General features: G+C 74.5%; 26 protein-coding genes. 10 read left to right on the top strand and 16 right to left on the bottom strand.

Features of this window, described 5'->3' with window-relative positions:
* From HP550_RS17080 to HP550_RS17030, 11 genes are all read right to left on the bottom strand, one after another.
* Nucleotides 1–200 (bottom strand): hypothetical protein (locus HP550_RS17080; protein WP_175348879.1); only part of this gene is annotated, 200 nt, incomplete at its 3' end.
* Nucleotides 193–1,194 carry a flagellar motor switch protein FliG gene (fliG, locus tag HP550_RS17075; RefSeq protein WP_175348878.1) on the bottom strand — a complete coding sequence of 334 codons (1,002 nt, stop codon included), beginning with the start codon at nt 1,192–1,194 and terminating at the stop codon, nt 193–195. The genes fliG and HP550_RS17080, both read right to left, overlap by 8 nt.
* The gene (fliF, locus tag HP550_RS17070; protein WP_175348877.1) at nt 1,191–2,801 is read right to left on the bottom strand and encodes a flagellar basal-body MS-ring/collar protein FliF; all 1,611 of its coding nucleotides are present in this window, start codon (nt 2,799–2,801) and stop codon (nt 1,191–1,193) included. The genes fliG and fliF overlap by 4 nt, the downstream gene beginning before the upstream one ends.
* Nucleotides 2,801–3,109, bottom strand: coding sequence for a flagellar hook-basal body complex protein FliE (gene fliE, locus HP550_RS17065; RefSeq protein WP_175348876.1), 309 nt, complete (start codon nt 3,107–3,109; stop codon nt 2,801–2,803). Before fliE ends, fliF begins: the two co-directional genes overlap by 1 nt.
* Before the next feature lie 2 nt (nt 3,110–3,111).
* Nucleotides 3,112–3,504: a flagellar basal body rod protein FlgC gene (flgC, locus tag HP550_RS17060; RefSeq protein WP_175348875.1), complete on the bottom strand. Its 393-nt coding sequence runs from the start codon at nt 3,502–3,504 to the stop codon at nt 3,112–3,114.
* Nucleotides 3,504–3,845 (bottom strand): flagellar basal body rod protein FlgB, encoded by a 342-nt coding sequence (locus tag HP550_RS17055; RefSeq protein ID WP_175348874.1) that lies wholly within the window; start codon nt 3,843–3,845, stop codon nt 3,504–3,506. Before HP550_RS17055 ends, flgC begins: the two co-directional genes overlap by 1 nt.
* Before the next feature lie 161 nt (nt 3,846–4,006).
* The gene (locus tag HP550_RS17050) at nt 4,007–4,369 is read right to left on the bottom strand and encodes a hypothetical protein (RefSeq protein ID WP_175348873.1); all 363 of its coding nucleotides are present in this window, start codon (nt 4,367–4,369) and stop codon (nt 4,007–4,009) included.
* Between the two features lies 1 nt (nt 4,370).
* A complete protein-coding gene (locus HP550_RS17045) occupies nt 4,371–4,820 on the bottom strand; it encodes a flagellar export chaperone FliS (protein ID WP_175348872.1) in 450 nt (149 codons plus the stop codon).
* A 35-nt stretch (nt 4,821–4,855) separates the two neighbouring features.
* Nucleotides 4,856–6,217: a flagellar filament capping protein FliD gene (gene fliD, locus HP550_RS17040; RefSeq protein WP_175348871.1), complete on the bottom strand. Its 1,362-nt coding sequence runs from the start codon at nt 6,215–6,217 to the stop codon at nt 4,856–4,858.
* Nucleotides 6,218–6,347: 130 nt separating this feature from the next.
* On the bottom strand, nt 6,348–7,169 hold the full coding sequence (locus HP550_RS17035) for a flagellin N-terminal helical domain-containing protein (RefSeq protein WP_175348870.1): 822 nt from the start codon (nt 7,167–7,169) through the stop codon (nt 6,348–6,350).
* Between the two features lie 109 nt (nt 7,170–7,278).
* Nucleotides 7,279–8,136 (bottom strand): sigma-70 family RNA polymerase sigma factor, encoded by an 858-nt coding sequence (locus HP550_RS17030; protein WP_175348869.1) that lies wholly within the window; start codon nt 8,134–8,136, stop codon nt 7,279–7,281.
* 412 nt (nt 8,137–8,548) lie between these two features.
* On the opposite strand from HP550_RS17030, the gene flgN reads away from it, so the two are divergent.
* The 6 genes from flgN to HP550_RS17000 all read left to right on the top strand — a co-directional run bounded on the left by flgN (nt 8,549) and on the right by HP550_RS17000 (nt 13,431).
* Complete coding sequence (gene flgN / locus HP550_RS17025) at nt 8,549–9,028, top strand: flagellar export chaperone FlgN (protein WP_175348868.1); 480 nt, start codon at nt 8,549–8,551, stop codon at nt 9,026–9,028.
* Between the two features lie 8 nt (nt 9,029–9,036).
* Nucleotides 9,037–10,494: a flagellar hook-associated protein FlgK gene (gene flgK, locus HP550_RS17020; protein ID WP_175348867.1), complete on the top strand. Its 1,458-nt coding sequence runs from the start codon at nt 9,037–9,039 to the stop codon at nt 10,492–10,494.
* A gap of 17 nt (nt 10,495–10,511) precedes the next feature.
* Nucleotides 10,512–11,384, top strand: a complete 873-nt coding sequence (flgL, locus tag HP550_RS17015) for a flagellar hook-associated protein FlgL (protein ID WP_343048234.1) — start codon at nt 10,512–10,514, stop codon at nt 11,382–11,384.
* Nucleotides 11,381–11,827 carry a flagellar assembly protein FliW gene (locus tag HP550_RS17010; protein WP_175348865.1) on the top strand — a complete coding sequence of 149 codons (447 nt, stop codon included), beginning with the start codon at nt 11,381–11,383 and terminating at the stop codon, nt 11,825–11,827. The genes flgL and HP550_RS17010 overlap by 4 nt, the downstream gene beginning before the upstream one ends.
* Nucleotides 11,828–11,904: 77 nt before the next feature.
* Complete coding sequence (locus HP550_RS17005; RefSeq protein ID WP_175348864.1) at nt 11,905–13,125, top strand: EAL and HDOD domain-containing protein; 1,221 nt, start codon at nt 11,905–11,907, stop codon at nt 13,123–13,125.
* 30 nt (nt 13,126–13,155) lie between these two features.
* On the top strand, nt 13,156–13,431 hold the full coding sequence (locus HP550_RS17000) for a DUF2530 domain-containing protein (protein WP_343048233.1): 276 nt from the start codon (nt 13,156–13,158) through the stop codon (nt 13,429–13,431).
* Here HP550_RS17000 and HP550_RS16995 read toward each other — a convergent pair.
* Genes HP550_RS16995 through HP550_RS16985 form a run of 3 tightly spaced genes read right to left on the bottom strand, consistent with a single transcriptional unit; the run spans nt 13,428 to nt 17,958 of the window.
* Nucleotides 13,428–16,535 carry a sacsin N-terminal ATP-binding-like domain-containing protein gene (locus tag HP550_RS16995; protein WP_175348863.1) on the bottom strand — a complete coding sequence of 1,036 codons (3,108 nt, stop codon included), beginning with the start codon at nt 16,533–16,535 and terminating at the stop codon, nt 13,428–13,430. The two genes, HP550_RS17000 and HP550_RS16995, sit on opposite strands and share 4 nt — an antisense overlap.
* A complete protein-coding gene (locus HP550_RS16990; protein WP_175348862.1) occupies nt 16,532–17,572 on the bottom strand; it encodes a DUF3027 domain-containing protein in 1,041 nt (346 codons plus the stop codon). The genes HP550_RS16995 and HP550_RS16990 overlap by 4 nt, the downstream gene beginning before the upstream one ends.
* Nucleotides 17,573–17,574: 2 nt before the next feature.
* Entirely contained in the window at nt 17,575–17,958 is a 384-nt protein-coding gene (locus tag HP550_RS16985; RefSeq protein WP_175348861.1) for a cold shock domain-containing protein, read from the bottom strand.
* A 116-nt stretch (nt 17,959–18,074) separates the two neighbouring features.
* Here HP550_RS16985 and HP550_RS16980 point away from each other — a divergent pair, with 116 nt between their 5' ends.
* Nucleotides 18,075–18,419 carry a TraR/DksA family transcriptional regulator gene (locus tag HP550_RS16980; protein WP_343048232.1) on the top strand — a complete coding sequence of 115 codons (345 nt, stop codon included), beginning with the start codon at nt 18,075–18,077 and terminating at the stop codon, nt 18,417–18,419.
* A 24-nt stretch (nt 18,420–18,443) separates the two neighbouring features.
* Here HP550_RS16980 and HP550_RS16975 read toward each other — a convergent pair whose 3' ends face one another.
* Together HP550_RS16975 and HP550_RS16970 are read right to left on the bottom strand one after the other, a co-directional pair.
* Nucleotides 18,444–19,262: a HEAT repeat domain-containing protein gene (locus HP550_RS16975; RefSeq protein ID WP_175348859.1), complete on the bottom strand. Its 819-nt coding sequence runs from the start codon at nt 19,260–19,262 to the stop codon at nt 18,444–18,446.
* A 68-nt stretch (nt 19,263–19,330) separates the two neighbouring features.
* Nucleotides 19,331–20,542 carry a M20 metallopeptidase family protein gene (locus HP550_RS16970; protein WP_175348892.1) on the bottom strand — a complete coding sequence of 404 codons (1,212 nt, stop codon included), beginning with the start codon at nt 20,540–20,542 and terminating at the stop codon, nt 19,331–19,333.
* 148 nt (nt 20,543–20,690) lie between these two features.
* On the opposite strand from HP550_RS16970, the gene HP550_RS16965 reads away from it, so the two are divergent.
* From HP550_RS16965 to HP550_RS16955, 3 genes are all read left to right on the top strand, one after another.
* The gene (locus tag HP550_RS16965; RefSeq protein WP_175348858.1) at nt 20,691–23,096 is read left to right on the top strand and encodes a helicase-associated domain-containing protein; all 2,406 of its coding nucleotides are present in this window, start codon (nt 20,691–20,693) and stop codon (nt 23,094–23,096) included.
* Nucleotides 23,093–24,754, top strand: coding sequence for a DNA repair helicase XPB (locus HP550_RS16960; protein ID WP_175348857.1), 1,662 nt, complete (start codon nt 23,093–23,095; stop codon nt 24,752–24,754). The genes HP550_RS16965 and HP550_RS16960 overlap by 4 nt, the downstream gene beginning before the upstream one ends.
* A 62-nt stretch (nt 24,755–24,816) precedes the next feature.
* The gene (locus tag HP550_RS16955) at nt 24,817–26,796 is read left to right on the top strand and encodes a TPM domain-containing protein (protein WP_175348856.1); all 1,980 of its coding nucleotides are present in this window, start codon (nt 24,817–24,819) and stop codon (nt 26,794–26,796) included.
* Nucleotides 26,797–26,841: the final 45 nt, after the last annotated feature.

Genomic DNA, 26,841 nt, shown 5'->3' with positions numbered 1-26,841 from the left:
GCCTCCACCGCGGCGGACGCGGCGGCCTCACGGGCTCCGGCGGCGAACCCGGCCGCGAACCCCGCGGCGCGGGAGGACTCGCGGACCGCGACGTCCACCCGGGGCACGTCGAGGACGGCAGGGCGGAACGCGGTGGCGACCTGCGCGCGCACCGAGGCGGCGGGCGCGCCGAGGGGCACGAACGACAGCTGCTCACGCAACGTACTCATCCTCCCCGTCGCGACGGATCACGATCTGCCCGCTCTCCTCGAGCCGGCGGATCACCTGGACGATCCCGGCACGGGCGTCCTCCACCTGCGACAGCCGCACCGGGCCGAGCAGGTCGATCTCCTCCACGAGGTTCTCCCGGGCACGCTCGGACAGGTTGCGCAGCACGGTCTCGCGCACCTCGTCCGAGACGCCCTTGAGCGCCACGGAGAGCTCGGGCGTCTCCACCTGCCGCAGGACCAGCTGCATCGCACGGTCCTCGAGCAGGACGATGTCGCCGAACACGAACATCCGGCTGCGGACCTCTTCGGCCAGCGCCTCGTCGCGGCTGGACAGCCCCTCGAGGATCAGCTTCTCCGTGGTCGGGTCGGCGCGGTTGATGATCTCCACGAGCGGCTGCACACCCCCGACGGGGGCCAGCTCGCGCGGCGCCAGCACCGTCGAGGCCTTGCGCTGGAGCGAGTCGGCGATCACGGCGACCACGTCGGGCGACGCCCGCTCCATGAGCGCGATCCGGTGCGCGACCTCGCCCTGCAGGTCCCGCTCGAGCCCCGCGAGGATCGCGGACGCGTGCTCGGGACGCAGGTGGGCCAGCACCAGGGCGATCGCCTGGGGGTGCTCGCCGGACAGCAGCGAGATCACCTGCCGGGCGTCGGCCTGCTGGAGGAACTCGAACGGCTGACCGGCCATGCTCGTCTGGAGCCGCTCCATCATCCCGGCGGCCTGCTCGACGCCCAGGGACGCCTCCAGCAGGTGCTGCGCCAGCAGGAGCCCACCACCCACGCCCGGTCCGATGACCGACGCCGCGTAGAACTCCTCGAGCACCTCGTCGGCCATCGCCTGGTCGACGCGGTCCAGCCGGAGGATCTCCGCGGTCAGCTCCTCGATCTCCGCGACGTCCAGCTGCGCCATCACACGCGCCGCGCGGTCCCGGCCCAGCTGGACCAGGAGCATCGCCGCCTTCTGCGACCCCGTCAGCGTGCTCACCGGCCACGTCCCGACGACGAGCCGGAGCCCACGAGCCAGCCCCGCAGCAGGTCGGCGACCTCTTCGGGCTGGTCGTCCGCGAGCGCACCGATCTCGGCGCGCTTGACCGCCACCGGGTCAGGGGCGAGCTGGCGGGGTGCCGCCGGGAGCGCCGGCAGGTCGTCGGCGGACACGCCCTCGATCCCGAGCGGGTCGTGCGGGCCACGGCCGAGGGGGATCTCGCCCAGGTCGATCGCCGTCCGGCGGGACTTGCCGGACCGGCGGGCCAGCGCGATGACCACGATGATGACCAGCAGCAGGGCGGCCCCCGCGATCGCGGCCTGCCGGATGAAGGACGAGCTGGCGGCGGCCTTCGCGTCGGCGTCCGCCGCGGCGAACGCCTCTTCGGCCGACTCCGCCTGCGAGGTGTCGAACGCCATGCTCTGCACCGCGATCGTGTCGCCGCGCTCGGTGTCGATGCCCGCGGCGGCCGCGAGCATCTGCGAGAGGTCCGCCATGTCGATCCCGGCGACAGCCTCGGTGTCCACCGCGACCGCGACCGACTGACGCTCGACGGCGCCGGGCGCCGCCGTGGTCACCTCGGTGCTCTTGTTCACCGCGTTGGTGACGTCCTCGGTGGTCGACGTGTAGGTGCCCGTCCCGGACGCGCCCTCCGGCACCGCGATGTTGTCGGGGCCCAGCACGCCGGTGGCGGTCCCCCCGGAGCCGGTGTAGTCCTCCTTCGTGGTGGACGACGCGAGCGGCGGCGTCCCCTCGCTGACGGAGAACTGCTCCAGGGTCCGCTGGGACTCGTCGTAGTCGAGCTCGGCGGTCACCGTGACGGCCGAGTGGCCCGCACCGACCACCTGGTCGAGCAGCGACTGGACCGCGCTGCGCACGCGCTCCTCGTACTCGTTGGTCTGCCGGCCCGCGAGCCCGCCGCCCGTGGCACCCGTGCCGACGGCGGAGAGCACCTGACCGGCGGAGTCGACGACGGCGACGTCGTTGGGCTCCATCCCCTCGATGCCCGCGGACACCAGGTGGACGATCGACTGCACCTGGTCGGCGCCGAGCGTGGCACCGGCACGGGTCCGCACGAACACCGACGCCGTCGGGTCCGCCTTCTCGGAGACGAACACCGAGTCCTCGGGCATGGCCAGCCGCACGGTCGCCGCGTCGACGCCGTCGATCGCGCTGATCGTCTTGGCCAGCTCGCCCTCGAGCGCGCGCTGGTAGGTCTTCTGCTGCTGGAACTCCGAGGAGGTCATCGGCATGTCGTCCAGCAGCGAGTACCCGCCGCCGTCGGAGTTGGTGGGCAGACCGGCCGCGGCGAGCTTGATGCGCTGGTTGTAGAGCTGGTCGGCCGGCACCAGCACCGTGGAGCCGCCGTCGGTGAGCTGGTAGGAGACGCCCGCCGACTCGAGCTCGTCGACGACCGCGCTGGCGTCCGCGCCGGACAGGCTGGTGAACAGCGGGCTCATGGTCGGCTTGGACAGCCAGCTGCTCAGCGCCACGGCGCCGAGCACGAGCACCGCGACGCCGATGATCACGAGCGTGCGCTGGGCGAGCGAGAACTCCTTGGCGGCCGCCGTCATCCGGCTCATGGCCGCCTGCATCTGCGCGGGCATCAGGCCTGCATCCGCATGATCTCGGAGAACGCCTCGACGGCCTTGTTGCGCACCGCGGCGGTCAGCTCGATCGCCGTCGACGCCTCGGCCGCGGCGATCGTGTAGTCGTGGATGTCGTCGAGGTCACCGGTCACGGCCTGCACGGCGAGGTTGTTGGACGTGGACTGGAGCCCCTGGAGCTGGTCGATCGAGCCGAGCACCGAGGCGAACCCGGCGCCCGACGCGGGGTCGGCAGCCGTCGTCGCGGCGGTGGGGCCGACGAAGGAGGTGGGGCTGACCGCGGACACCGCGGTGAGGGCGAGGCTCATGCTCATCGTCCGATCTGGAGGGCGGCTGCGTAGGTCTCCTTGGCGCGGTCCACCACGGCGGCGTTCGCCTGGTAGCCGCGCTGGGCCATGATCAGCTGGGTCATCTGGCTGGACATGTCGATGTCGGGGTAGCGCACGTAGCCCTGCTCGTCGGCCAGCGGGTGGTCGGGCTCGTAGACGAGCCGGCCCTCCGCGGAGCCCTCGACGGTGGCGGCCACCTGCACGCCGCCGCCCCCCTGGATCTCCTGGGCGACCACGTACTTCTGCCGGAACGCGTCCTCGCCGGTACCCCGGACCGTGCTCACGTTCGCCAGGTTGTCGCTCACGGCGTCGAGCCACTTGCGGTGCACGGTCAGGCCGGTGCTCGCGATGCCGATGGCGCCGAAGATCGTCATCAGCTGGTCCGCATCGCGGCGCGCACCGAGGCGAACTGCCCGGAGATCGCCTGGGTCGCCAGCTGGTAGCGCAGGTTGGTGTCGACGTTGAGCAGCGTCTCGGTGTCGAGGTTGACGTTGTTGCCGTCCTCGCGCGTCGGCTCCAGCGACCGGGCCACCTGCGCGGTGACCGCGCCGCCGCCGTGCCGCACCGCCTGCGACAGCTCGTCCTCGAACGAGACCCGCTGCGCGTGGTAGCCGGGCGTCTGGATGTTCGCGACGTTGTTCGCGATGACGCGCTGGCGCAGGGCGAGACCGTCGAGCGCGCTGTTCAGCGCGACGGAGCTCACGGAGTCGAACATGCCCATGACGGGACCCACCCTCACCGACGAGGAACGAGGTCGGCCGATCCGTGGCCTGCTGTGCGAGCGATCCGTGCTCAGTCCACCCATCGACTGGCGGGGGCCCCTGTGTAGGACTTCCGGCGACCCCGGTCCCGCTTCACCCGTTCGGTCGGGCGGGCTCAGGCCTCGGCGTCGACGTAGACCGCGGCGGTGTCCGCCGGGCGGCCCTGCAGGGCGCGCGTCGCGGCGATCTGCCGGCGGCTGCGCGTGATCGCCTCGGCGGTGCGCCGGGCGGTGTCGAGCTGGCGGTCCAGGAGCGCCTGCGCGCGGACGTGCAGGGCTGCGGGCAGCGGACCGAGGTCGCTGCGGGGGTGCCACGCGGCGGCGCGCGCGACCTCGCCGACGCTGGCGAGGTGGGCGTCGCGGAGCACGGCCTCGGCACCCGCGAGGTCCAGCTCCAGCTCGTCGAGGGCCTCCGACCAGGCGGCGACCCACAGGTCGGTCACCGCGCCGGCGGGCGCGCCCGACGTCACGGTGGCCATGTCAGCCGACGCCGAGGAGCCTGGCGCCCATCACGGCGTCGGTCGTCGCGACGGGGACGGTCAGGGCAGCCGGTGCGGCAGCCCGCGTGAGCTCGTCCGCGGCCGCGTGCCAGGCGTCCGCGAGCGGGAGCACGAGGTCCCGGCACGTCCGCGCGCGGTCGGCGTCGCCGTGGGCGCTGGCACCGATGAGCTCGGCCAGGAGGTACCGGTAGATCGCCATCAGCTGCTCGCCGCCCTCCCAGCCGTCCGGCTGGAGGCTGACCATGAGCTCGGCGACGATCTCCTGAGCGTGCTGGAGGTGGGTGCTGGCCTCCACCCGGTCGCCGGACTGGAGCGCCTCGACGCCGCGGTCGACGTCGAGCAGCATCCGGTCGTACAGCATGGTGAGCAGGCGGGCGGGGCCGACGGTCTCGACCGCGGAGGTCACGTACCGGGAGCGGACGCTGTGCATGAGAGGTGCCCTTCGATCGGTCGGACTGGGTCGGGTCAGCTGGAGGACGACAGTGAGGCGAGCTGGCTGGACAGCCACGACGACTGCGACTGCAAGCCCGAGAGAGTGACCTCGAGGGCGGAGTAGGTCTTCTGCAAGGAGTCCCGGCGCAGGGCGAGCCGGGTGTCCCAGCTCTCGATCTGCTTGCCGAGGTCGGTGACCAACGACTGCTGACCGGTGATCTTGCGCGTCAGGGAGCCGTCGTACTTGTCGCTGGTGCTCGTGGCCACGTCCGCGACGCGCTGCGCGAGGCCGGCGATCACCTTCTGCACCTTCTCGGGGTCCGCCGCGAGCGCGGTGGCGAACTTGGCGCTGTCGAACGCGAAGGTGCCGTCCCGGGCGACCGTGATGCCGACCTCCGACGGGGAGATGCCGTCGACGCCGTAGGAGGCGGCGGACGACAGCTGCTGCTGGAGCCCGCGCACCGCGCTGTCGCCGGAGAACAAGCCGCCGGTCACTCGCGCACGGCCGTCGCTGTCGGTCGTCGTGATCGTCGCGCTGCGCGACGAGATCTCCGAGAGCACGACCCCGAGCGAGCCGACGAGACCCGAGGCGAGCGCGGTCAGCGCGGCCGTGTCCCGCGCGACCGTGAGGGTGACCGGGTCGGCCTCGACCTTGGACACCGTGATGCTGGTGCCGGTCAGCACGTCGGAGAACGTGTTCGTCGCGGAGGTCGCCTGCTTCGCCGCCGCACCGGTGCCCGGCCAGAGCGTGATCCTCGCGTCCTGCGCGGCGCGGATGGGCGTCAGGGCCTTCGCGGTGACAGTCCCCGCCTCGGCCTCGGCCCGGGTGCCGGCGAAGACCTCGAACCCCGAGGTGGCGCCTGTGGCCGTGCTGGTCAGCTGGAAGCGGGTGGAGCCGTCGACGGTCACGGCGACCGCCGAGACACCCGCGGCCGACGAGGAGATGGCGCGAGCCGTCGCGGCGGCGTCGGCGCCGACGGCGACCTCCGTGAAGGTGCCGTCCGACTTCTTGATCGTCACGGTGGACGCGCCGCCGGTGAACTCGGCCAGGGTGGCGAACCCCGCCGTGAGCGAGACCTGGCTCTGCGCGATCGCGTCGACCGTGAAGCTCAGGGCGGTCGGCGCGGCGTCGGTCGTGGTGGTCGCCGTGACGGACGGGGCCGACGTGGTGGCCGCGGTGGCGTTCCAGGACGTGGCCTTCGCGGCCTTCGCCGCGGCGTCGCCGAGCGAGGAGACCTTGGCGTTCAGCGCCTGCAGCGCGGTCACCATCGTGGTGGTGGAGGACTGCTTCGACTTGAGCAGGGTCTGCGGCATGGCCTCGGCCGACATCAGGCTGTTGATGAGCGAGGTCGTGTCGAGACCGCTCACCAGGCCGTCGATGCCGAGGGATGCCATGAGCCGTCCGTCCGAGAGGGTGGGGAGTGCGCAGTCGGGTGGTGCACCGGTGGCGGGCGGCTGTGGGCCTGCCCGCCACCGGTGGGGTGGAGCCCTGGGCCGCGGGGGTCACCCGCGGCCCAGGTCAGGATCACCGCAGGAGGGAGAGCACGCCCTGGGGGATCTGGTTGGCCTGCGCGAGCATCGCCGTACCGGCCTGCGACAGGATCTGCGCGCGGGTGAACGAGACCATCTCGGACGCCATGTCGGTGTCGCGGATCCGGCTCTCCGAGGCGGACAGGTTCTCGACCGAGACGTTGATGTTCTTGACGGTGTGCTCGAACCGGTTCTGCGTCGCACCGAGCTCGGCGCGAGCGGTCGAGACCGCCTTGATCTCGTCGTCGATGGCCGAGATCGTGGTGAGGGCGTTCGCGGCGGTGTCGAAGGTCAGCGCGCCGATCGTGGCACCCAGCCCGGAGATGTCCGCGAGGTCGACGTCGATCTGGCTGGTCGTGGCATCGCTGCCCGCGCCGACCTGGAACGTCATGGTGCCGCCCTTGAGCAGGTCGGCGCCGTTGAAGTTGGTGGAGTCGGCGATCCGGGTCAGCTCCTCGGACAGGCTGTCCGACTCGGCCTTGATGTTGGTGCGGGCGTCGGCGTTGTTCGAGTCGTTACCGGCCTGGACGGCCAGGTCGCGCTGGCGCTGCAGGATGGCGTGGACCTCGGTCAGGGCGCCTTCAGCGGTCTGCACGACCGAGATGCCGTCCTGGGCGTTGCGGGCGGCGACCTTCAGGCCACCGACCTGCGAGCGCAGGCCCTCGGAGATCGCCAGGCCGGCCGCGTCGTCCGCTGCGCGGTTGATGCGGAAACCGGACGAGAGCTTCTCCAGCGACTTGCTGAGGTCGTTCTGCGTGTTGGACAGGTTGCGGTACGAGTTGACTGCCGCGATGTTCTGGTTGATCGAGAGACCCATCGTGATCTTCCTCCTTGAATCGGGTCCGAACAGCCCATCCGTGGGCTTGACCTGTCCATCGGCTGCCCCGCGTCGGTCTGAGAAGTTCTGACCGACGAGTTTTTTCTGGTCAGGCCGAGACGGCCGGCATGGCCGCGGCGCGCTGCGTCGGCACCACGCCCGGCACGGCGGACGGGGTGCTCGCCATGGCGGCCCGTGCGGCGACGGAGGCGAAGTACATCTGCCGGCGACGCTCGGCCACGCCGTCCGGGCGCTCGCCCGTGTGGACGAGGTCGGGCTCGAGGTTGGCGTTCAGCCCGTCGCGCAGCAGGCTCAGGGCCTCGGTGCGCAGCTGGCTGATGCGGGACTGCGTGACGCCGAGCTCGTCGGCCAGCTCGGCCACGGAGCGGTCCTGGAGGAAGATGCCCTCGACCACGACGCGCAGCCGCTCGGGCAGCGTGTGCACCGCGGCGCGCAGCCAGTGCAGGCGCTCCGCGGTGAGCAGGGCCTCCTCCGGGTTGGGCGAGTCGTCGCGGACCATGTCCGTGACGGCGGGGTCGGCGGCGTCGATGCTCAGCACGCGGCGGGCGGTCTCCTGCGCGGCGCGGTCGACCGCGGCGACGTCGGTACCCATGGCGCCGGCCAGCTCGGTCCGGCTCGGTGCGCGCCCCAGGGCGGCGGTCAGCCGCTCGGAGGTGGCGGCCAGCTCGCGGACCCGCTGCCGGGCTCCGCGTGACGCCCAGTCCATGGACCGCAGCTCGTCGAGCAGCGCGCCGCGGATCCGCAGAGAGGCGTACCGCGCGAACGGCACCCCCGTCGTCGGGTCGTAGGCGCGGGCCGCCAGCACCAGCGCGAGGCTGCCGGCCGAGGCGAGCTCGTCGCGCGACACGCTCGGCGGGACGCGGTGCAGGAGCTCGCTCACGGCGTACCCGATGAGGGGCAGGTTCGCGAGGACGAGGTCGTCGACGGAGGCTGCGGAGTTGGTCACCCGCAGTCGCTCGGTAGCCCGGGGCGACGTCTTTAGGGGACCATCGGCACCAACATATGAGCACGCTGTGAGGCCAGTGAATCGTTATTCGCGGTTCTCCCGCGTGATCATGCGGGATCCGTCGGGGGGTGCTACCACCCGGTTGCAGGCACTGTGACGTAGATCACAGTCATGGGAGCGTGGCCACACCTCTGACTGGGAAAGTAGGACGATCGTCCAGTTCGGAAGCGCTTCGACTGTGCCCAAGTCATGGGTGCTGAGCCGTACTGTCATGGGCGCGCCGTCACAAATCCGGGCACACGTCGCAGAACTCGTCGACCCGGAACAGTCACGATGCGGGGGTGACCACCCGATAGGTGGCTGCAGAAGCACCGTGGCCTTTCACGCCCGGGAAGAGAGGAGGTGGAGCTCGATGGCACTGACCCGGCTGTCCGACGTGCTCTGGCGCGAGCGCACCCTGTTGGAGCTGCTCCTGTTCAAGCTGGAGGAGGAGCAGATGATCCTCACCAGCGGCCGCAGCCGCTGGCTCGGCCACGCCACCCGTGAGGTGGAGACCGTCCTCGACGAGATCCGCTCGGCCGAGCTCGGCCGGGCCGCGGAGGCCGACGCCGTCGCCGCCATGCTCGGCCTCGCTCCCGGCTCCAGCCTCGCCGAGCTCGCGGACCGGGCGCCCGCCCCCTGGGACGAGCTCCTGCGCGCGCACCGCGACGCGTTCGCGTCCCTCACCACCGAGATCTCGATGCTCGCGGACGGCAACCGCGAGCTGCTGGCCATGTCCCACCGCGCCACCCAGGAGACGCTCCTGTCCTTGCAGGAGGTGCACACGTACGACGGCTCCGGTCACGCCGCCGGCGCAGCACCCACCGCCCAGCTCGTCGACCGATCGCTGTAAGGGCACCCGTGAGCACCTTCTCCGGCCTCGGCACCGCCCTCAGCTCGCTCATCGCGCAGCGGCAGGCGCTCGACGTCGCTGGGCAGAACATCGCCAACGCCAACACCGTCGGGTACACCCGGCAGCGCGCGACGCTGGCGGCACTCCCTGCCGCGACCGTCCCGTCGATGTTCTCGACGTCCGACGGCACCGGCGAGGGGACGCGCGTCTCGGGCATCGACCGGCTCGCCGACGTGTTCCTCGACGCCCGCCTGCGCACGCAGACGTCGGGCGCCTCCTACCTCTCTGCCCGCGCCGAGGCGTACGCCGCGCTGGAGACCAGCGTCGGCGAGCCGGGGACCACGGGCCTGTCCAGCCAGCTGTCCACGTTCTGGGGCGCCTGGCACGACGTCGCCAACACCCCCGACAAGGGGTCGGCCAAGGCCGTGCTGCTCGAGGACGCCCGCGCGGTCGTGGACCGGATCGGCACCCTCCACAACGCGGCACGGACGCAGTGGACGCAGGCCCGCTCCTCCACGGTCGCCCTGGTGGACCAGGTGAACACCACCGCGGCCAGCGTCGCCGACCTCAACGGCCGCATCCTGTCCATCACCAACGGCGGCGGCACGGCGCACGAGCTCGCCGACCAGCGCGACCAGCTCGTCACGTCGCTGTCCGCGCTCGCCGGCGCCGCCATCTCCGTGCGCCCGGACGGGCAGGTCGACGTGCTCGTCGGCGGCAACGCCCTCGTCTCGGGGAACCGCGCGCAGGCGCTGGCCGTGCAGGGTGCCACCAGCTTCGCGCAGGCCACCGGCGACGCCACCGCGGTCCCGCCGGTCGACGGCCAGGCCGTCACCGTGGTGTGGGCCGCGCACCCCACGCGCTCCGCCGGGCTCGACGGCGGCCGCGTCGCCGGACTGCTCTCGACCCTCGCGCCCACGGACGGCACCGGGACCGGCGGCATCCTCACGGAGGCCGCGGCGCGGTACGACGCCCTCGCGACGAGGATCGCCACCCAGGTCAACGCGCTGCACTCAGGCGCGGTGACGTCGGGCACCGGCGCCCCCGGAGGGGACTTCTTCACGTTCGCCGCGGGACGACCGCCGGCGCTCGGGCTCACCGTCGCCGTGACCGACCCCGCCGGCGTCGCGGTCGCCGCACCCGGCGGCGGGGCCCTCGACGGCTCGGTGGGCGACAAGATCGCCCAGCTGGCCACGGCGGCCGACGGCCCCGACGCCACGTGGAGCACGACCGTGGTCGAGCTCGGTGTGCGCACCGCGTCGGCGGGTTCCCGTGCGAAGGTGGCGGAGTCCGCCCGCGCGACCGCCGCCGCGCAACAGCTCGCCCAGGCGAGCGTCGACACCGACGAGGAGACCGTGAACATGCTCGCGTACCAGCGCGCGTACGAGGGTGCGGCACGCGTGCTCACCGCGATCGACCAGATGCTCGACACCCTCATCAACCGCACCGGCCTCGTGGGGAGGTAGTCGCAGTGATCTCTCGTGTGACACATCAGACGGTCCAGCGCCAGACGCTGGCCAACCTCCAGGGCAACCTGTCCGCCATGGCCGGGCTCCAGGCGCAGATGTCCAGCGGCAAGAAGATCAACCTGCCGTCCGACGACCCGGCGGGCGCCTCGGACATGCTCCGGCTCCGCGGCGACCAGCGGGCCGTCACGCAGCACGCCCGCAACGCCTCGGACGGCGACTCCTGGCTGACCACCGTGGACTCCGCGCTGAGCTCGTCGCTCGCCGCCCTGCGCCGCGCCCGCGACCTCACGCTCCAGGGTGGCAACGGTGCGCTGGGCGCGACGTCGCGCGAGGCGCTGGCCTCCGAGCTCGAGGGCGTGCGCGACACGCTGCTCGACCAGGCCAACGCGACCTACGTGGGCCGCACCGTGTTCGCCGGCACGTCCGACGCGGGCGAGGCCTTCGGCGCCGGCTACGCGTTCTCCGGCAGCCCCACGGCACTGCCCGTCGAGCGCAGGGTCAGCCCGAACAACACCGTCCGCGTGGACTCCGACGGCGCCGCCGTGTTCGGCAACGGCAGCGGCTCGGTGTTCGCGCTGCTGGACACGGTCGCCGCGACGCTGCGGTCCGGCGGTGACCCGACGGCCCACCTCGCCGCCATCGACTCGCGCATGGAGGCGATGCTCACGGAGGTCTCCTCGGTGGGTGCACGGCACGCCCAGATCATCACCGCGACCAGCGCACTTCAGGACCAGGAGCTCACGGTGAAGACGCAGCTCTCCGCCATCGAGGACATCGACCTGGCCGAGGTGATCCTCGAGCTCCAGATGCAGGAGGTCGCCTACCAGGGCGCCCTCGGTGCGGCCAGCAAGGTCCTGCAGCCCTCGCTCCTGGACTTCCTGCGATGAGCACGCCCACCGCCGAGGCCACCGTGCGCGTGGCCGGCGCCGACGCCGGCTCGGTCGACGTCCCGGCGCTCCTCGAGCTCTCCACGCCGCTGCTCGGGCTGCCGGGCCACGTGCGGTACTCCCTCGAGGCGCTCGACGAGGGCGGCGTGCTGTTCGCGCTGCGCAGCGTCCCCGCCGACGAGTCCGACGCACCCGTGCGCCTCTTCGTCGTCAGCCCCGCGGCGCACTTCCCCGACTACACCCCCGTGATCGACGCGGGTGCGCTCGCGTGGGACGCGGACGCCGAGCACACCGCCGTGCTCGCGGTGGTCCACCCCGGGCAGGGCCCGCAGGACGGTCCGACCGTCAACCTGCTCGCCCCGATCGTCATCGACACCCGCACGGGTCACGCCGCCCAGGTGGTGCTGGACGGGGACTGGCCCCTGCGGGCACCCGTCGCCTGAGCAGGCTCTCCCCGACGCCTCAGGTCCTCGCCCCCTCGACCGATGGGTGGGTCGACGGAACATCACCGGGGAGAGACATGAGCGTGCTGAACGATTCCGACCGCCTCACGCGCGGCGCCACCCTGCTGCGGCAGCCGATCGTGCACCCGGACCGGTCGGTCTTCGGGTACGCGGTGCGGGCCGAGGTGCACGACGCCGAGGGCGCGCTGCTCCCGGAGAGCCAGGTCGAGGACCAGCTCGACGAGGCCTACGCGACGCTGGACCCCACGACGATCGCCGGTGACCGACCGCTGATGCTCCGCGCGACCTCCGGGCTGTTCCTGGGCCGGGTGCCCGCACCCGCGGCCTCCTCCGGGTTCGCCCTCGAGATCCCCGCATCGCTGGCAGGACGGCCCGACACCGCCGAACGGCTCATCACGCTGCGCCTGCTCGGCTACGGCCTGGCGATCGGCGACTACACCGGCACGGCCGCGCAGGACGCCCTGCTCCCCCTGGTCGACGTGGTGAAGGTCCACATGGGCCGCTCCCAGGACCGGCTCGTGGACCTGGTCGGTCGCGCCCACCAGCACCCCGACGTCCGCGTCATCGGGGAGCGCGTCGCGACGACCGAGTCGATCGCGTTCGCCCTCGACCTCGGCGTCGACCTCCTCCAGGGCCCGATGTTCGAGCGCCGCCCGGAGGGCACCGGTCGCGAGTTCCGCGCCGGCGAGATCCAGTGCCTCACCCTGGTCCGCCTCCTCTCGGCGGAGTCGCCCGACCACGAGTCGGTCGTCCACACGGTCGAGTCGGACCCCGAGCTGAGCATGCGCGTGCTGTCCATGATCAACTCCAGCGCGTCCGGGGTGCGGCGCCAGATCGACTCCGTGCGCCACGCCGTCGTCCTCCTGGGCCCGCGGCAGCTCAGCGCCCTGGCCATGGCCTCGCTGGTCGACGCGCGGCCGGCGACGGTCGGCGCGCTCTGGTCGATCCTCGCCCGCGCACTGACGTGCGGGACGCTCATCGGTTCGGACGCCGGGTACACGGTCGGTCTCCTCTCGGCGGTCGCCGCGCAGGAGCACCTGTCCGTGGAGTCGCTGGTCGAGCGCTCGGGCGTGTCCGAGCAGATCGCGTACGCCCTGCGCGACCAGACCGGGGTGTACGGACCGGTCCTGGCCGCGGTGATGGCGCACGAGGAGAACGACCTCGACGGCGTCGCGGCGACGGGTCTGGTGCCCCGCGACGTGGCGCAGGCCCACCTGGCCGCCGTGTCCGAGGCCTACGCCACCGCGACCGCGCTCGCCGTCTCACCGACCGCCTGAGGCCCCGGCAGGGGCGACTACGCTGCTGCCGTGCCTTCGCCGTTCGCCACCCTGCTGCATCCCACCCGCACCACTCCCCCTCCGGTCGCCATCGACCTGGAGCGGGTGGTCCTCGTGGGCACCGGGATCTGGGGGCTGGCGCTGCTCGTGACCGGTGTCCTGGTGGCCACGGGCGAGCTCGAGTGGGACATCGTGTGGGTCTGCGCGACGGGGGTCGTCCTGGGCCTCCTCGGTGCCGCGTGGGCCCGTCGCAACCGGCCCGCTCCCCCGGTCGTCCCGACGGACGCGCCGCCGGCCCAGCCCTAGTCGGTCCCGGTCGCCGGGTCGTCGAGGACGGTCCCGAGCACCAGCTCTGCCCCGCGCGCCGGCGCCACCAGCACGGCCTCGATCGCGTGCCGGGCCGACCAGCGCCCACCGGCCTGCGCCAGCCCCGCCGCCAGACCCGCCGCGTGCACGGCACGGACCACGGCCTGCGACCCCTCACCGGTGACCCACCAGTCCACCGGTGCGCCGTCGACCGTCAGCTCGTCGTGCTCCCACCACGTGGCCGGGGCGTCGTCGACCAGGGCGGAGACCTCGTCCGGCACCGGCTGCTGCACGCCACGGCCGGCGTCGTCCACCTCACCGGCCGCCAGCTCCGTGGCCAGCGGCAGGTCGAGGAGTGCCGCCAGGGCGTCCGCGTGCGCCCGCGTGGCCGGCACCATCGCCGCCACGTCGGTGCGCTGCCACCACATGGGCTGGTCGGCGACGGCCGCGTCGTCGGCGTGCACCACCGCCACCTGCGCCGGGGCGACGAGCGCGGGGATCCGCTCCGCCGGGCGCGCCTCCGGTCCGCCGTCCGCGCGGTCGGCCGCCGTCGCGATCCCCCGCCAGAGCGCCACGGCCGTCCGCTCGTCCACCGGGGACCCGGGGTGCCCGAGCGCGTCGAGCACCTGCACCCAGGCGTCGCCGTCCAGCTGGTCGAACCCGGTCACGCCGCCGAGTGCCCGCTGGACGGCCGCGTCCAGACCGCGCAGCACGTCCGGGACCGCGGGCAGCACGTCCCGCAGGGTCGGCTCCGTCTGGTCCGTGTCGCCGGCGAAGATGCCGCCCAGCTGGTCCGGACCGCGCTCCCGCAGCCACCAGGCGGTGTACGACCGTGCGGTCGCCCCGCGCTCGCCGCGCACCGGGTCCAGCAGGGTCCGCCGCAGGACGGGGACCGCGGCGAGGCGCGCCAGGACGTCGGGCCAGCGGTCGGCGTCGACCGCGTCGAGGTCGGCCACGGCGTCGACGTCCCCCACGTACTCGCCGGCGCCCAGGGTGTCGGACAGGTGCGCGAGGTAGTCGGGCCAGGCGTCGAGGGACTGCGCGGCCAGGTCGGCGTCGTCGGTGCCGTCCGGGTCGATCGCGGCGGGCTCGGCCACGACGTCGGAGACGTGCACCACGGCGAGGTCGTCGCGGACGCCGGCGGCGACGAGGGTCGCGGCACCCCAGCGCTCGACGGCCTCCAGCGTGACCGGCGCCAGCACCCGCGGGTCCAGCAGGTCGGCCGCCGGACCGCCCGGGAGCACCAGCCCGTGGGCGGGCGTCGGCTCGCCGTCGGCGGCGGGGAGGGTGAGCAGACCGAGCCAGGGTGCGTGCCCGGGGCCGCGGTCGGAGTCGCCTGCTGCCGCCCGCACGACGGCGAGGACCGCGTGGGTCACCTCGTCGGCCAGCGCGAGGTCGTCGTCGTCGGCCTGCTCCAGCACCGCCGCCCGCAGCGCGGGGTGCGCCAGGAGCCCGCGGGCGTCGGGAGCCTCTGCGCCCAGGCGCCCGAGCAGCGGGTGCGCCGCCCCGGCGTCGACCACGCGCAGACCCCAGCGCCCGAGCGTGCGCAGGGCCTCGGTGCCCACCGCGGCCGCCTGCGCGGGGTCGAGCAGGACCAGGCCGCGCGCACCCCGCACCACCCGCCCGTCGGCGAGGGGCACCGGGAGCGCCCCGAGGGCCTCGCGCGCCCGCGCGTCGTCCGCCAGCGGGTCCAGCGCGTCGTACAGCTCGGCCCACGAGCCGTCGTCGACCGCGGGCAGCTCCTCCACCACGTCGGCCAGGCTGCGCTCCTCCACGCCGAGCGCCCGCGCCCGACCCTCACGGCCGACCGGCACGACGACCAGCCCGGCCACCCGGCGGCCCAGCGCGGCCATCGCCCGCGGGTGGTCGCCGGCGCCGTCCGCGAGCATCACCGCGCGATCGGGGGCGACGAGCGGGTGGGGGGCGTCGCCGTCGGCCGACCCCGCCGCGCGGCGGAGGAGGGGCGTCCGCGCGAGCCGCTCGACGATCAGGTCCCGCAACGTGCCGTCCAGGGTGCCCTCGGCCAGCCCGGCGGGCACCAGGGACAGCGGGTCGTGGTCGGCCTCGGCCCGCTCGTGCGCCAGCCGCGCGTACGCGGTCGCGGCGTGCTCCAGGACGGTGTCCGCCAGCCGGCCCGGCGCCACGTGCCGGCGCGTCGGGTCCAGCGGGAGGGTGGCGACCAGAAGTGCCGGCACGCTGCACGGCTCGTCGGTGGGCGTCGGGGCGTGCACGACCGCCGGCCAGGTCACGCCCGGCACGCGCGGGACCGCCCACGTCACCCGCCACGTGCGGGCGCCGCGCTCCTCGACCGGACGGTCGGCGACCACCTCGTAGGGCAGGTCGCCCTCGGCCGACACGACCACCCAGCGGTCCTCGACGTCCGCGAACCGGCGGGAGGGCGCGTCCGAGGTGTGGTCCTCGACCACGATCTCCACCAGCCCCGGCAGGGCCAGCAGGAGCGGGTCGCCGACCTCGCGCAGCAGCGCGCGGACCTCGTCGGCGGCGACCTCGTCGCGCAGCTGGAGGACCACCGCGGTGTCGTAGCCCGCGGGCGGGCGGCCGTCCGCGGGGAGCGGCAGGCGCAGGGCCGGCAGCGAGCCGTCCCGGCGACGGACCTCCTCGGCGAGCGCCGGGACGTCCGCGGACGCCTCGCTCAGCAGCTCGGCCGTGTCCCGCGCGGAGAACCGGACGCCGCCGGTGGTCGACAGCAGCGACACCTCGTCGGCCACCGCACGCACGGCCGCGAAGCCGACGCCGTACCGGCCGACCACCCTCTCGTGGCTGTCCCGCTTGGACGACGCCCGCATGGACGACAGCGACGCGACGCCCTCGGCGTCGAGCGGGCTGCCCGTGTTCGCGGCGACCAGCGCGGTGGTGCCGTCGTCCGCGTGCGCCAGCCGCAGCAGCAGCCGGCCCGGGACGTCCGCGCGGGTGGCGGCGTCGGCGGCGTTCTGCGCCAGCTCGACCAGGACCCGGTCGCGGTAGTAGCCGCGGGCGTGGTCCTCCTCCGTGTTGGCGTCCTCCCGCAGCCGAGCGGGGGAGGCGCGCCACGCCCCCAGGACGGCCGCGCGGAGGGCGGCCGTCCCGAAGGCGTCGGCGGTCACGGCTCCGGGTCGGGGCGCGCGGAGGGCTGGTCGGCGGCGTCGGGCTCGGGCTCGGGCTCGGGCTCGGGCTCGGGTGCTGCGTCAGGCTCGACGGCTACGTCCGCGTCGGGCGCGACCTCGGCGTCGTCGGGCGCGACCTCGGGCTCGTCGGGCGCGGTGGTCGCCTCGGTCACGGTGTCCACCGGCTCCGTCGCGTCGTCCGCGGCGGCGGCGTCGTCGGTCGGCGCGGTCGGCGCCTCGTCGGGCGCGGCGACCTCCGCCTTCGTCGCCTGTGCGGCCGAGGACTCGGTGAGGTTCACCAGCTCGAGGCTGAGCTCGTCGATCAGCGGGTCGGCGGCGGGCCAGTCGGTGGGCGGGGCCTCGGAGTCGGTCTCGGAGTGCGCGCCGCAGCCGTGGTCGACGCTCACGACGGTGCCGTCGTCGGGCGACCACTGGTTGGCGCAGACACCGAAGACGGTGCCGAGCGACCCCTGGAGCGGGACCAGGAAGCCGCAGCTGCCGCACGCGGCCGCGGACGCCAGCGAGCCGGCGCTCGTCGGACCGTGCGGGCCGCGGTACCAGCGCTCGGCGGCCTCGTCGCGCCCCTGCGGGGACAGCACCCGGATGCGGGCGAGGGCGAGCTCGTCGATCGCCACGTCGTCCAGCTCGGGGTCGCCCGTGGGGGTCCACCCGGGCTCGAGGCGCGGGTCGTCGGCCTTGAAGGGCAGCACGTCGCCGGGGCCGATGTCGCCCGGGCGGATCCGCTCCGACCACGGGAGCCAGGCCTGGCCGAGCACGGCGTCCGGACCGGGCAGCAGCTCGGCCTCGCAGACCGTGGCCGTGCGGCCGCGGGGCACGCGCGCCACCGTGACGGTCCACTCCCAGCCGCGGTAGCCGCGCGCGGCGGAGGCGAACCGGTGGGACACCAGCCGCTCTCCCTCGACGACGAGACCGAGGTACTCGCCGACGTCGGAGGGGTCCTCGGCGAGGTCGACCGCGACCGCACGGGCCAGGTCGACGGCGGATCCGAGGACCGCGTCCTTGGTAGCTGAAGGCATGCTCAGGCCTCGATGTCGTCCGCGACGGCGCGCAGGAGCAAGGCGTACTGCTCCCCGCGCGCCTTCTCGGGGTAGCGGCCACGACGCAGGTCGTTGCCGACGCGGTCCAGGACCTTGATGAGGTCCTCGATGATGACGGCCATGTCGTCGGCGGGCTTGCGCGCGGCCTTGGCGACGGAGGGCACGGGATCCAGCAGCTTGACGGACAGGGCCTGGGGGCCGCGACGGCCGTCGGCGACGCCGAAGTCGACCTTCGCGCCGGGCTTCGGCGCCGTGACGCCCTCGGGCAGCGCGGAGGCGTGCAGGAAGACCTCGCCGCCGTCGTCGCTGGCGATGAACCCGAAGCCGCGCTCGGTGTCGAACCACTTGACCTTGCCGGTAGGCACGGTGAACCCCGTTCATGAGAAGGACGTACTGGCCACAAGGTTACCGGCCACGGCACCCGAAAATCCCCGGGCACCCGTCGCGGAAGCCTGACCGGCTGTGTCGCGTTGCGGTGGGGGTGACCCAGACGTCCGCACGAGACCGGCTCGAGGCGCTGCGCGCCGCGACCCTGGAGCGCCTCGCCGCGCTGCAGGGCGAGCACCGCGCGGTCGTCGACGCCTCCCGGGACAGCAACGCGGACGACGAGCACGACCCCGAGGGAGCGACGATCGCGTTCGAGCGCGCCCAGGTCGATGCCCTGGCGCGCGACGCGATCGAGCGGCTCGCCTCGGTCGACGCCGCGATCGCGCGGCTCGACGACGGCTCGTACGGGATCTGCACCGTGTGCGGGCAGCCGATCGCGGCGGCCCGGCTGGAGGCCCGACCCACCGCGACCACCTGCGTCGGGTGCGCGGCGCGCTGACCACCGGACGGCCGACCGCAGGCGTCACTCCACGTCGAGGAGGTCCGCCTCCAGGAGCCCCGCGTCGACCGCGAGGGCCGACTTGGTCCGCAGCTCGGCCAACGCCCTCTCGTCGCCGTCGAGCCGGGACCGGACGGCGTCGTAGAACTCGCGCGCCCGGTGGGGTGCGATGTCGAGCATCTGCGTCATGCACCCCCACCACGCCAGCTGGGCGTCGCCGTTGAAGCCGTGGGCCCGCAGCCGCAGGAGCGCGGCGACGCCGTCCAGGACGTCGTCGCCCGGGCCGGACGGGTCGGTCAGGCGGCGTGCGCAGTCCGCGACGCTCTGGCCTGCTCGGTCCCACCCGGACTGGTGGCGCAGCGTGAGGGGGTGCAGCGTCGGGTCGCCGAAGGCTCCCGCGGCGACCATCGCGAGCCGGTGGACGCTTCCGTCGGCGCGGTCGAGCTCGGCCCGCACGTAGGGGAGCGCACGCGGGTCCCGCCGGAGCGACAGCCCGACGAGCGCCGCGTGGCGGGTGTCGAGGTCGATGTCGTCGAGGCGGCCCGCGAGCGCCCGGCGCAGCTCGGGTGAGTCGACCTGCTGCCACTGCTGGCCGAGCGTGAAGCACGCCCAGTCCCGCACCTGCGGGTCGAGGTCCGCGGTCAGCCTGATCGCGGTGGCGAGCAGGTCGGCGCTCGGTTCGTCGTCGGTGAGGTAGGGCAGCTGGACCGCCACCGCCTTGCGGACGACCGCGCTCTCGTGACCGACGAGCGCGAGGACGGCACCCACGTCCTGCGGCCCGGCGGCACCGATGGCGTCGCAGAGATCGGCTGTGGTGCCGACGGTCGCGATCCTCAGTGCCATGGCGCTGAGTCTGGAGGACGGCGGGCTCGGATGAGGGCGGTTTCACCGACCGACCACAGGCGGTCCGGCTACGCGCCCTCGGCGAGCCGGTCCAGCACGAGCGCCGCGAGCACCGCCGGTCCGACCGCGAGCGACTCCTCCGCGAACCGTGCGTGCGCGGAGTGGTTGTACGCGGCCGTCGCCGGGTCCTCGCCGACAGGCGTCGCGCCGAGCGCCAGGTAGGCGCCGGGCACGTGCTGGAGCACGTAGGAGAAGTCCTCCGCGCCGGAGAGCGGCTGCGGCATGGTCAGGTAGGCCTGCTCGCCGAAGAGGCCCCGGACCACGCCGGCGGCACGGTCCACCTCGGCGGGCGTGTTCGACGTGACGGGGTAGCCGCGCCGGTAGTCGACCGTGGCGGTCAGCCCGTGAGCCGCGGCGATGCCCTCGACCACGCGGGTCAGCCGCTCGGGCACCAGCCCGTGCGTCGTCTCGGAGAAGGTGCGGACGGTCGCCTCCAGCACGGCGGTCGACGGGATCACGTTGTCGGTCGTGCCGGCCGCGATCTTGCCCACCGTGACGACGACGGGGTCGAACACGTCGAACTGCCGGGTGACCATGGTCTGGAGCGCCAGCACGATCTCCGCCGCGACCGTCACGGGGTCGGCCGCGAGGTGCGGCATGGAGCCGTGCCCGCCGCGGCCCTGGATCGCGACGTGCACGGTGTCGGCCGCGGCCAGCGCGGTGCCGTACCTCGACGCCACCAGACCCGCGGGCAGCGCGGACGACAGGACATGCAGGCCGTACGCGGCCACCACCCGCGACCCGGCGGCGTCGAGGACGCCCTCGTCGATCATCAGCCGCGCACCGTGGTCGCCCTCCTCGCCGGGCTGGAACATGAGGACGACGTCGCCGGCGATCTCGTCGCGGCGAGAGGCGAGCAACCGGGCCGCGCCGACGATCCCGGCCACGTGCAGGTCGTGACCGCACGCGTGCATGACCCCGGCGCGCTCGGAGGCGAACGGCTCGCCGGAGTCCTCGGTGACGGGCAGCGCGTCCATGTCCCCGCGCAGCAGGACGGCCGGACCGGGGCGCCCCCCGCGCAGCACGGCGACGACGGAGGTGAGGCCGGTCCCCGTGCTCACCTCCAGGCCGAGAGGGGCGAGGGCGTCCAGGACGAGCCGTTGGGTCGCCGGGAGGTCGAGCCCGATCTCGGGGGTGCGGTGCAGGGCACGCCGCAGCTCGACGAGGGACGGGAGCTGCGCCTCGGCGTCGGCCCGCAGGCCGGCCAGGACGTCGACGATGAGGGGCACGGAACCTCCACGGGTGAGCGGCACGGGCGGGGTACGCCACCCGCGTGGTGCCGAGACTGCCAGACGCACCGGCGCACGCCTGTTACCCACCAGTAGCGGACGCCCCCGCACCCACCCAGGGGCACGTAAGGTTGTGCGGATGCCCACCTTCACCGGTTATCTGCGGGAACGCAGCGACGACGAGCTCGTCGCGCTCCTGCGCAGCCGACCGGACCTGGCGTCGCCGTCGCCCGCGACCCTCTCGTCGCTGGCGGTCCGCGCCACCAGCCGGTCGAGCCTCGAGCGCGCGCTCGCCGCGGTCGACGCCAGCGTGCTCCAGGTGCTGGAGGCGGTCGTCGCCCTGTCCGAGCCCGGCCCGGTCACCGCCGCGGACCTCCCGCACGCGCTCGGCGCCACCGACGCCGCCGGCATCGCCCTGGTGGAGCGCGCCCTGCGGCTCGCACTCGTCGGCACCCTGGTCTACCCCGACTCCGACGCGGCGGACGCCCCGCTGCTGCCGTCCCCCGGGCTCGCCGAGATCCTCGGCCCGTACCCCGCCGGGCTCGCTCCCCTGGACGCGGGGACCCGGCGCGGCACGCCGCCGGAACCGGTCGGCCTCGACGACCTGCCGACCCTCCTCGACACCGCCCCCGCGGGGGCGCGGCCCGTGCTCGACGCCCTGCTGTGGGGTCCGCCCGTCGGCCTCGCCCCGTCCAACAGCACCGCCGCCGCGGCCGCCGTGGACTGGCTGGTCCGCCGGCACCTGCTCCTGCCCGGCGACTCCCGCCACGTGGTCATGCCGCGCGCGGTCGCGCTCGCCCTGCGCGGCGGTCGCACGCACGCGGCGCCCGCGTCGCCTCCGGCGTTGCCCAACGACGTCCCGCACCGCACCCACGCGCTGGTCGCGGCCGAGTCGGCGGCGGCCGGGGAGCGGATCGTGCTCCTCGTCGCCCGCCTCGTGCGCCTCTGGGAGCACACGCCGCCCGGGGTCCTGCGCGGCGGCGGGCTGGGGGTGCGTGAGCTGCGGCGGGTGGCGACTGCCCTGGAGACCGACGAGGCCGAGGCCGCCTTCGTCATCGAGCTGGCCGGGGCCGCGGCCTTCATCGCCGACGACGGCGAGGACAACCCGTCGTTCGCCCCCACCGTGGCCGTCGACGAGTGGGCCGTCCGCGACGTCCCCGACCGCTGGGCCGCACTGGCCCGCACGTGGCGGTCGACGCTGCGCACCCCGTGGCTGGTCGGCGGGCGTGACGAGCGCGGCGGCGTCCGTGCCGCGCTCGACCCCGAGCTCCAGCGCACCTGGGCACCCCGCCTGCGTCGGTCGGTGCTCGACGTCCTCGCCGACACCCCGCCCGGCACCGCCCTGGACGCCGCGCACGTGGTCGCGGTCCTGCGCTGGCGGACGCCGCGGTCGGTCCCGCCGCCCGCGGCCGTCCAGGCGGTGCTCATCGAGGCCGGCCGGCTCGGCATCCTCGGTGCGGGAGCGCTGTCCGACGCCGGTCGCGCCCTGCTCGTCGAGACCGCCCCGCTGGTCGGCGCCGAGTCGGCCGACCCCGCCGACGCGCTCGCGGCGGCCCTGCCTCCCGCGGTCGGCGAGATCCTGCTCCAGGGCGACCTGACCGGTGTGGTCCCCGGCCGGCCCACCCCCGAGCTCGAGGACGTGCTGGACCGGACCGCGCACGTCGAGTCCCGCGGCGGCGCGCTCACGGTGCGGTTCACGCCGGACTCCGTCCGCCGCGCGCTCGACGCCGGCGCGACCGCCGACGGGCTGCTCGCCGAGCTGGCGACCCACAGCCGCTCCGGAGTCCCGCAGCCGCTCGAGTACCTGGTCCGGGACGCGGCGCGTCGGCACGGCCGCCTCCGTGTGGGCTCGGCCTCCGGCTACGTGCGCGCCGACGACCCGTCGCTCCTGGCCGGCCTGGCGGAGGACCCGCGGCTGGCGACCCTCGGCCTGGTCCAGCTGGCACCGACCGTCCTGGCCGCGCAGGCACCCGCCCGCGAGCTGGTCGAGGCCCTGCGCGCGCACGGGCTGGCACCCGTCGCGGAGGGACCGGACGGCCAGGTGCTGCACGTCGTCTCGGCGGTGCGCCGGGTCGGGCGTCGCGCCACCGCGGGCGCCCGCCGACGCGCGTCGGACACGGCCCCCAGCGGCGCCCGGGAGGTCCTCGGCGACGACCGCCTGCTCGCCCTCGTGCCGCAGCTGCGGCGGGCCGAGCAGGAGCGCAAGGCCGACGAGGCCGAGCGGCTGCCGGGGGCCATCCTGCCGCCCCCCGTCCGGCGCACGTCCGCGCCGCCTGCCCCGCCACCCGCGCCGGCCGCGGGAACAGCCGACCCCGTGGATGCGTTGGTGCTGCTGCGCGAGGCGGCGGCCGAGAAGGTCGAGGTGTGGGTCGAGCTGGTGGGCTCGCACGGTGTCCCGCAGCGGCGTCTGCTGCGACCCCTGCGGGTCGAGGGCGGGCGGCTGCGGGCGATCGACACCGCACGCGAGTCCGAGCTCACCGTGGCGGTGCACCGGATCGCGAGCGTCACGCGCGCCACCGAAGACGATCGTCAGGAGACTTCGTGACCAACGGCCCCCTCATCGTGCAGAGCGACAAGACGCTGCTGCTCGAGGTCGACCACGACCAGGCCGAGGCGTGCCGACGCGCGATCGCTCCGTTCGCGGAGCTGGAGCGCGCCCCGGAGCACGTGCACACGTACCGCCTGACCCCGCTGGGCCTGTGGAACGCGCGCGCCGCGGGTCACGACGCCGAGCAGGTGGTCGACGTCCTGCTCGAGTACTCGCGCTACCCCGTGCCGCACGCCCTGCTGGTCGACGTCGCGGACATCATGTCCCGGTACGGGCGCCTCCAGCTCATCCAGGACCCCGTGCACGGCCTGATCCTGCACGCCCTGGACCCCGCGGTGCTGGTCGAGGTGGTCCGCTCCAAGCGCACCGCCGGGCTGCTCGGCGCCCGCATCGACGCGACCGACGTCCTCGTCCACCCGTCCGAGCGCGGCCACCTCAAGCAGGTGCTGCTCAAGCTGGGCTGGCCAGCCGAGGACCTCGCCGGGTACGTGAACGGCGAGGCGCACCAGATCGACCTGGTCCAGGACGGCTGGCACCTGCGGCCGTACCAGCAGCAAGCCGTCGACGGCTTCTTCCACGGTGGATCCGGCGTGGTCGTCCTGCCCTGTGGCGCCGGCAAGACGCTCGTCGGTGCGGGGGCCATGGCGCGCTCGTCGACCACCACCCTGATCCTCGTGACCAACACGGTCAGCGCCCGGCAGTGGCGCGACGAGCTGATCAAGCGCACGTCGCTGACCGAGGACGAGATCGGCGAGTACTCCGGTGCCCGCAAGGAGGTCCGCCCGGTGACCATCGCCACGTACCAGGTGCTCACCACCAAGCGGAAGGGCGTCTACACGCACCTCGAGCTGCTCGACGCCCGCGACTGGGGCCTGGTCGTCTACGACGAGGTCCACCTGCTCCCGGCGCCGATCTTCCGGATGACCGCGGACCTCCAGGCGCGCCGCCGCCTCGGCCTGACCGCCACCCTGGTCCGCGAGGACGGCCGCGAGGACGAGGTGTTCAGCCTCATCGGCCCCAAGCGGTTCGACGCCCCGTGGAAGGACATCGAGGCCCAGGGCTACATCGCGCCCGCCGACTGCGTCGAGGTGCGCCTCACCCTCCCCGACGCCGACCGGATGGCCTACGCGGTCGCCGAGCCGGAGGAGCGGTACCGGCTCGCCGCCACCGCCAAGGGCAAGAACCGCGTCGTCGAGCAGCTGGTCGCCAAGCACGAGGGCGACCCGACGCTGGTGATCGGGCAGTACCTGGACCAGCTCCACACGCTCGCGGAGCACCTCAACGCCGACCTCATCACCGGCGAGACCACCGTGCACGAGCGCCAGCGGCTGTTCGACGCGTTCCGGTCGGGCGAGATCACCAAGCTGGTGGTCAGCAAGGTCGCCAACTTCTCCATCGACCTGCCCGAGGCGTCCGTGGCCATCCAGGTGTCCGGCTCGTTCGGCTCCCGGCAGGAGGAGGCGCAGCGGCTCGGCCGGATCATGCGTCCCAAGGGCGACGGCCGCACCGCGCACTTCTACACGGTCGTCGCCCGCGACACCGTGGACCAGGACTTCGCCGCCCACCGGCAGCGGTTCCTGGCCGAGCAGGGCTACGCGTACTCGATCGTCGACGCCGAGGACCTGGACCCCGCCACGGAGGCCGAGCTCGACTGACCGGGAACCGTCCACGGGCGTGAGCCGTTGCGGCGGGTAGTACCCACCGGAAGGATCAGTGCGTGCCCGCCCTGCGACGTCGCCTGTCCGTGCTCGTCCCGCTGCTGCTCGGAGCCCCGCTCCTGATCGGTGCCGGTCTCCTGCCGACCGTCGGCCCGCTGTCCCTCACGGGGGAGATCACCGACCAGGTCGGGGCGCTCGACGGCAGTGAGTCGGAGGTCCAGGCGGCACTCGACCAGCTGGCGCAGGACACCTCGCTCCAGCTGTACGTCGTCTACGTCGCCGACTTCGGTGGCGCCGACCCCGTCGAGTGGGCGCAGGAGACCGCGCAGAGGTCGGGCCTCGGCTCGCAGGACGTCATCCTGGCCGTCGCCACCGACGCGCGGCGGTACGCGCTCGCCCCGGAGACGGTCGAGGGACTGTCCAGCTCGCAGGTCGAGGCGGCCAGCACCGCCGCCGAGGACCGGCTGCGTGAGGACGACTGGGCCGGCGCGGCGGTCGCCACGGCGGACTCCCTGCGCGCCTCGGCCACCGGCTCGTCGGGCGGCGGCGGTGGTGGTGGCGGCTTCGGCACGGTGCTCGTCATCGGCCTGGTGGTCATCGCCGGGTTCTTCGGTCTGCGGTGGGTGATGTCCCGCCGCCGCGCCGCCGGGGTCGTGGCACCCGGTGCACCGGCCCCCGGCGACGAGCTGGCGGCCCTCCCGACGGCCGAGCTCGACCGCCGCTCCGCATCCGCGCTCGTCGCGATCGACGACGCGGTCAAGGCCTCCGACGAGGAGCTCGGGTTCGCCCAGGCCCAGTTCGGACCCGACGCCACCGGCGAGTTCGAGACCGTGCTCGCCGACGCGAAGGCACAGGTCACCGAGGCCTTCCGGCTGCGCCAGACGCTCGACGACAACATCCCCGACACCGAGCCCCAGGTCCGGGAGACGGCCACGCGAATCCTGCGGACCTGCGCCGCGGTGTCCGCGATGCTCGACGCGCAGAAGGCCGGCTTCGACCACCTGCGCGACCTCGAGGCCCACGTCGAGCAGGCCCTGGAGTCCCATGCCCGCTCCGCGACCGCGCTGCGGCAGCGGATCGACCCGGCACGCGTCACGGTCAGCACGCTGGCCGCGACCTACCCGGCGGTCACGCTCGCGTCGGTCGCACGCAACCCCGACCAGGCGCAGCAGCTCCTCGACGAGATCGACACGACGGTCGGCCGCGGCGAGGAGGCCGTGGGCAGCGGTCAGCGCGGTACCGCGGTCGGGTACGCCCGCGCCGCGGAGGAGGCCCTGAGCCAGGTGTCGACGCTGCTGGACGCCGTCGACCGCGCCGGGCCGGAGCTCGCCGTGATCGGCTCCCGCATCGACGCGGCGATCGCCTCGATCTCCGCCGACCTGACCGACGTCGACCAGCTCGCCCGCGACAAGCCCGAGGTCGCCGCCCCCGCCCAGACGGCCCGGACCGCGGTCGAGGCCGCTCGCGCCGCCCGCGCCGGCACCGGCGACCCGCTCGCCGCGATGCGCGCGATCACCGACGCCGAGGCCGCGCTGGACGCGGCGCTCGCCCCCACCCGGGACGCGGTCGAGCAGGACCGCCGCGCGCAGCGGCAGCTCGACGACGTCCTCGGCCGGCTCGAGTCCACCCTGCGTGCCACGGGCGACTTCCTCAGCACCCGCCGCGGGGCCGTCGGTCCGGAGGCGCGGACCCGGCTGGCCGAGGCCGAGCGCCTGCGCGTGATCGCCCTCGACCAGCGGCCGGCGGACGCCTCCGCGGCGCTCGCCACCGCGCAGCGCGCCGAGCAGCTGGCGCGCGAGGCGGCGGACCTCGCGCAGCAGGACGTCGAGCGGGCGGACCAGCTCCAGGTCGGCGGCGGCCAGCCGGGTGGCCGGGGCGGCGGGCTGAACGGCGTCGGCGGGATGGTGCTCGGCGGCATCCTGCTGGACAGCGTCCTGCGCGGCGGCGGCGGCTTCGGCGGCGGTGGCGGCTGGGGCGGCGGTGGCGGAGGAGGCGGTGGCGGCGGCTTCGGCGACGGAGGGTTCGGCGGGGGTTTCTGACAGCAGAGAGCACGACGGCCGGGATGCTCCGGTCGACACGGACGA

This window comes from Cellulomonas humilata (assembly GCF_013359775.1).
Lineage (GTDB): Bacteria > Actinomycetota > Actinomycetes > Actinomycetales > Cellulomonadaceae > Cellulomonas > Cellulomonas humilata.
The sequence above is the reverse complement of the archived record's forward strand: the minus strand, read 5'-3'. Positions and strand labels throughout refer to the sequence as shown.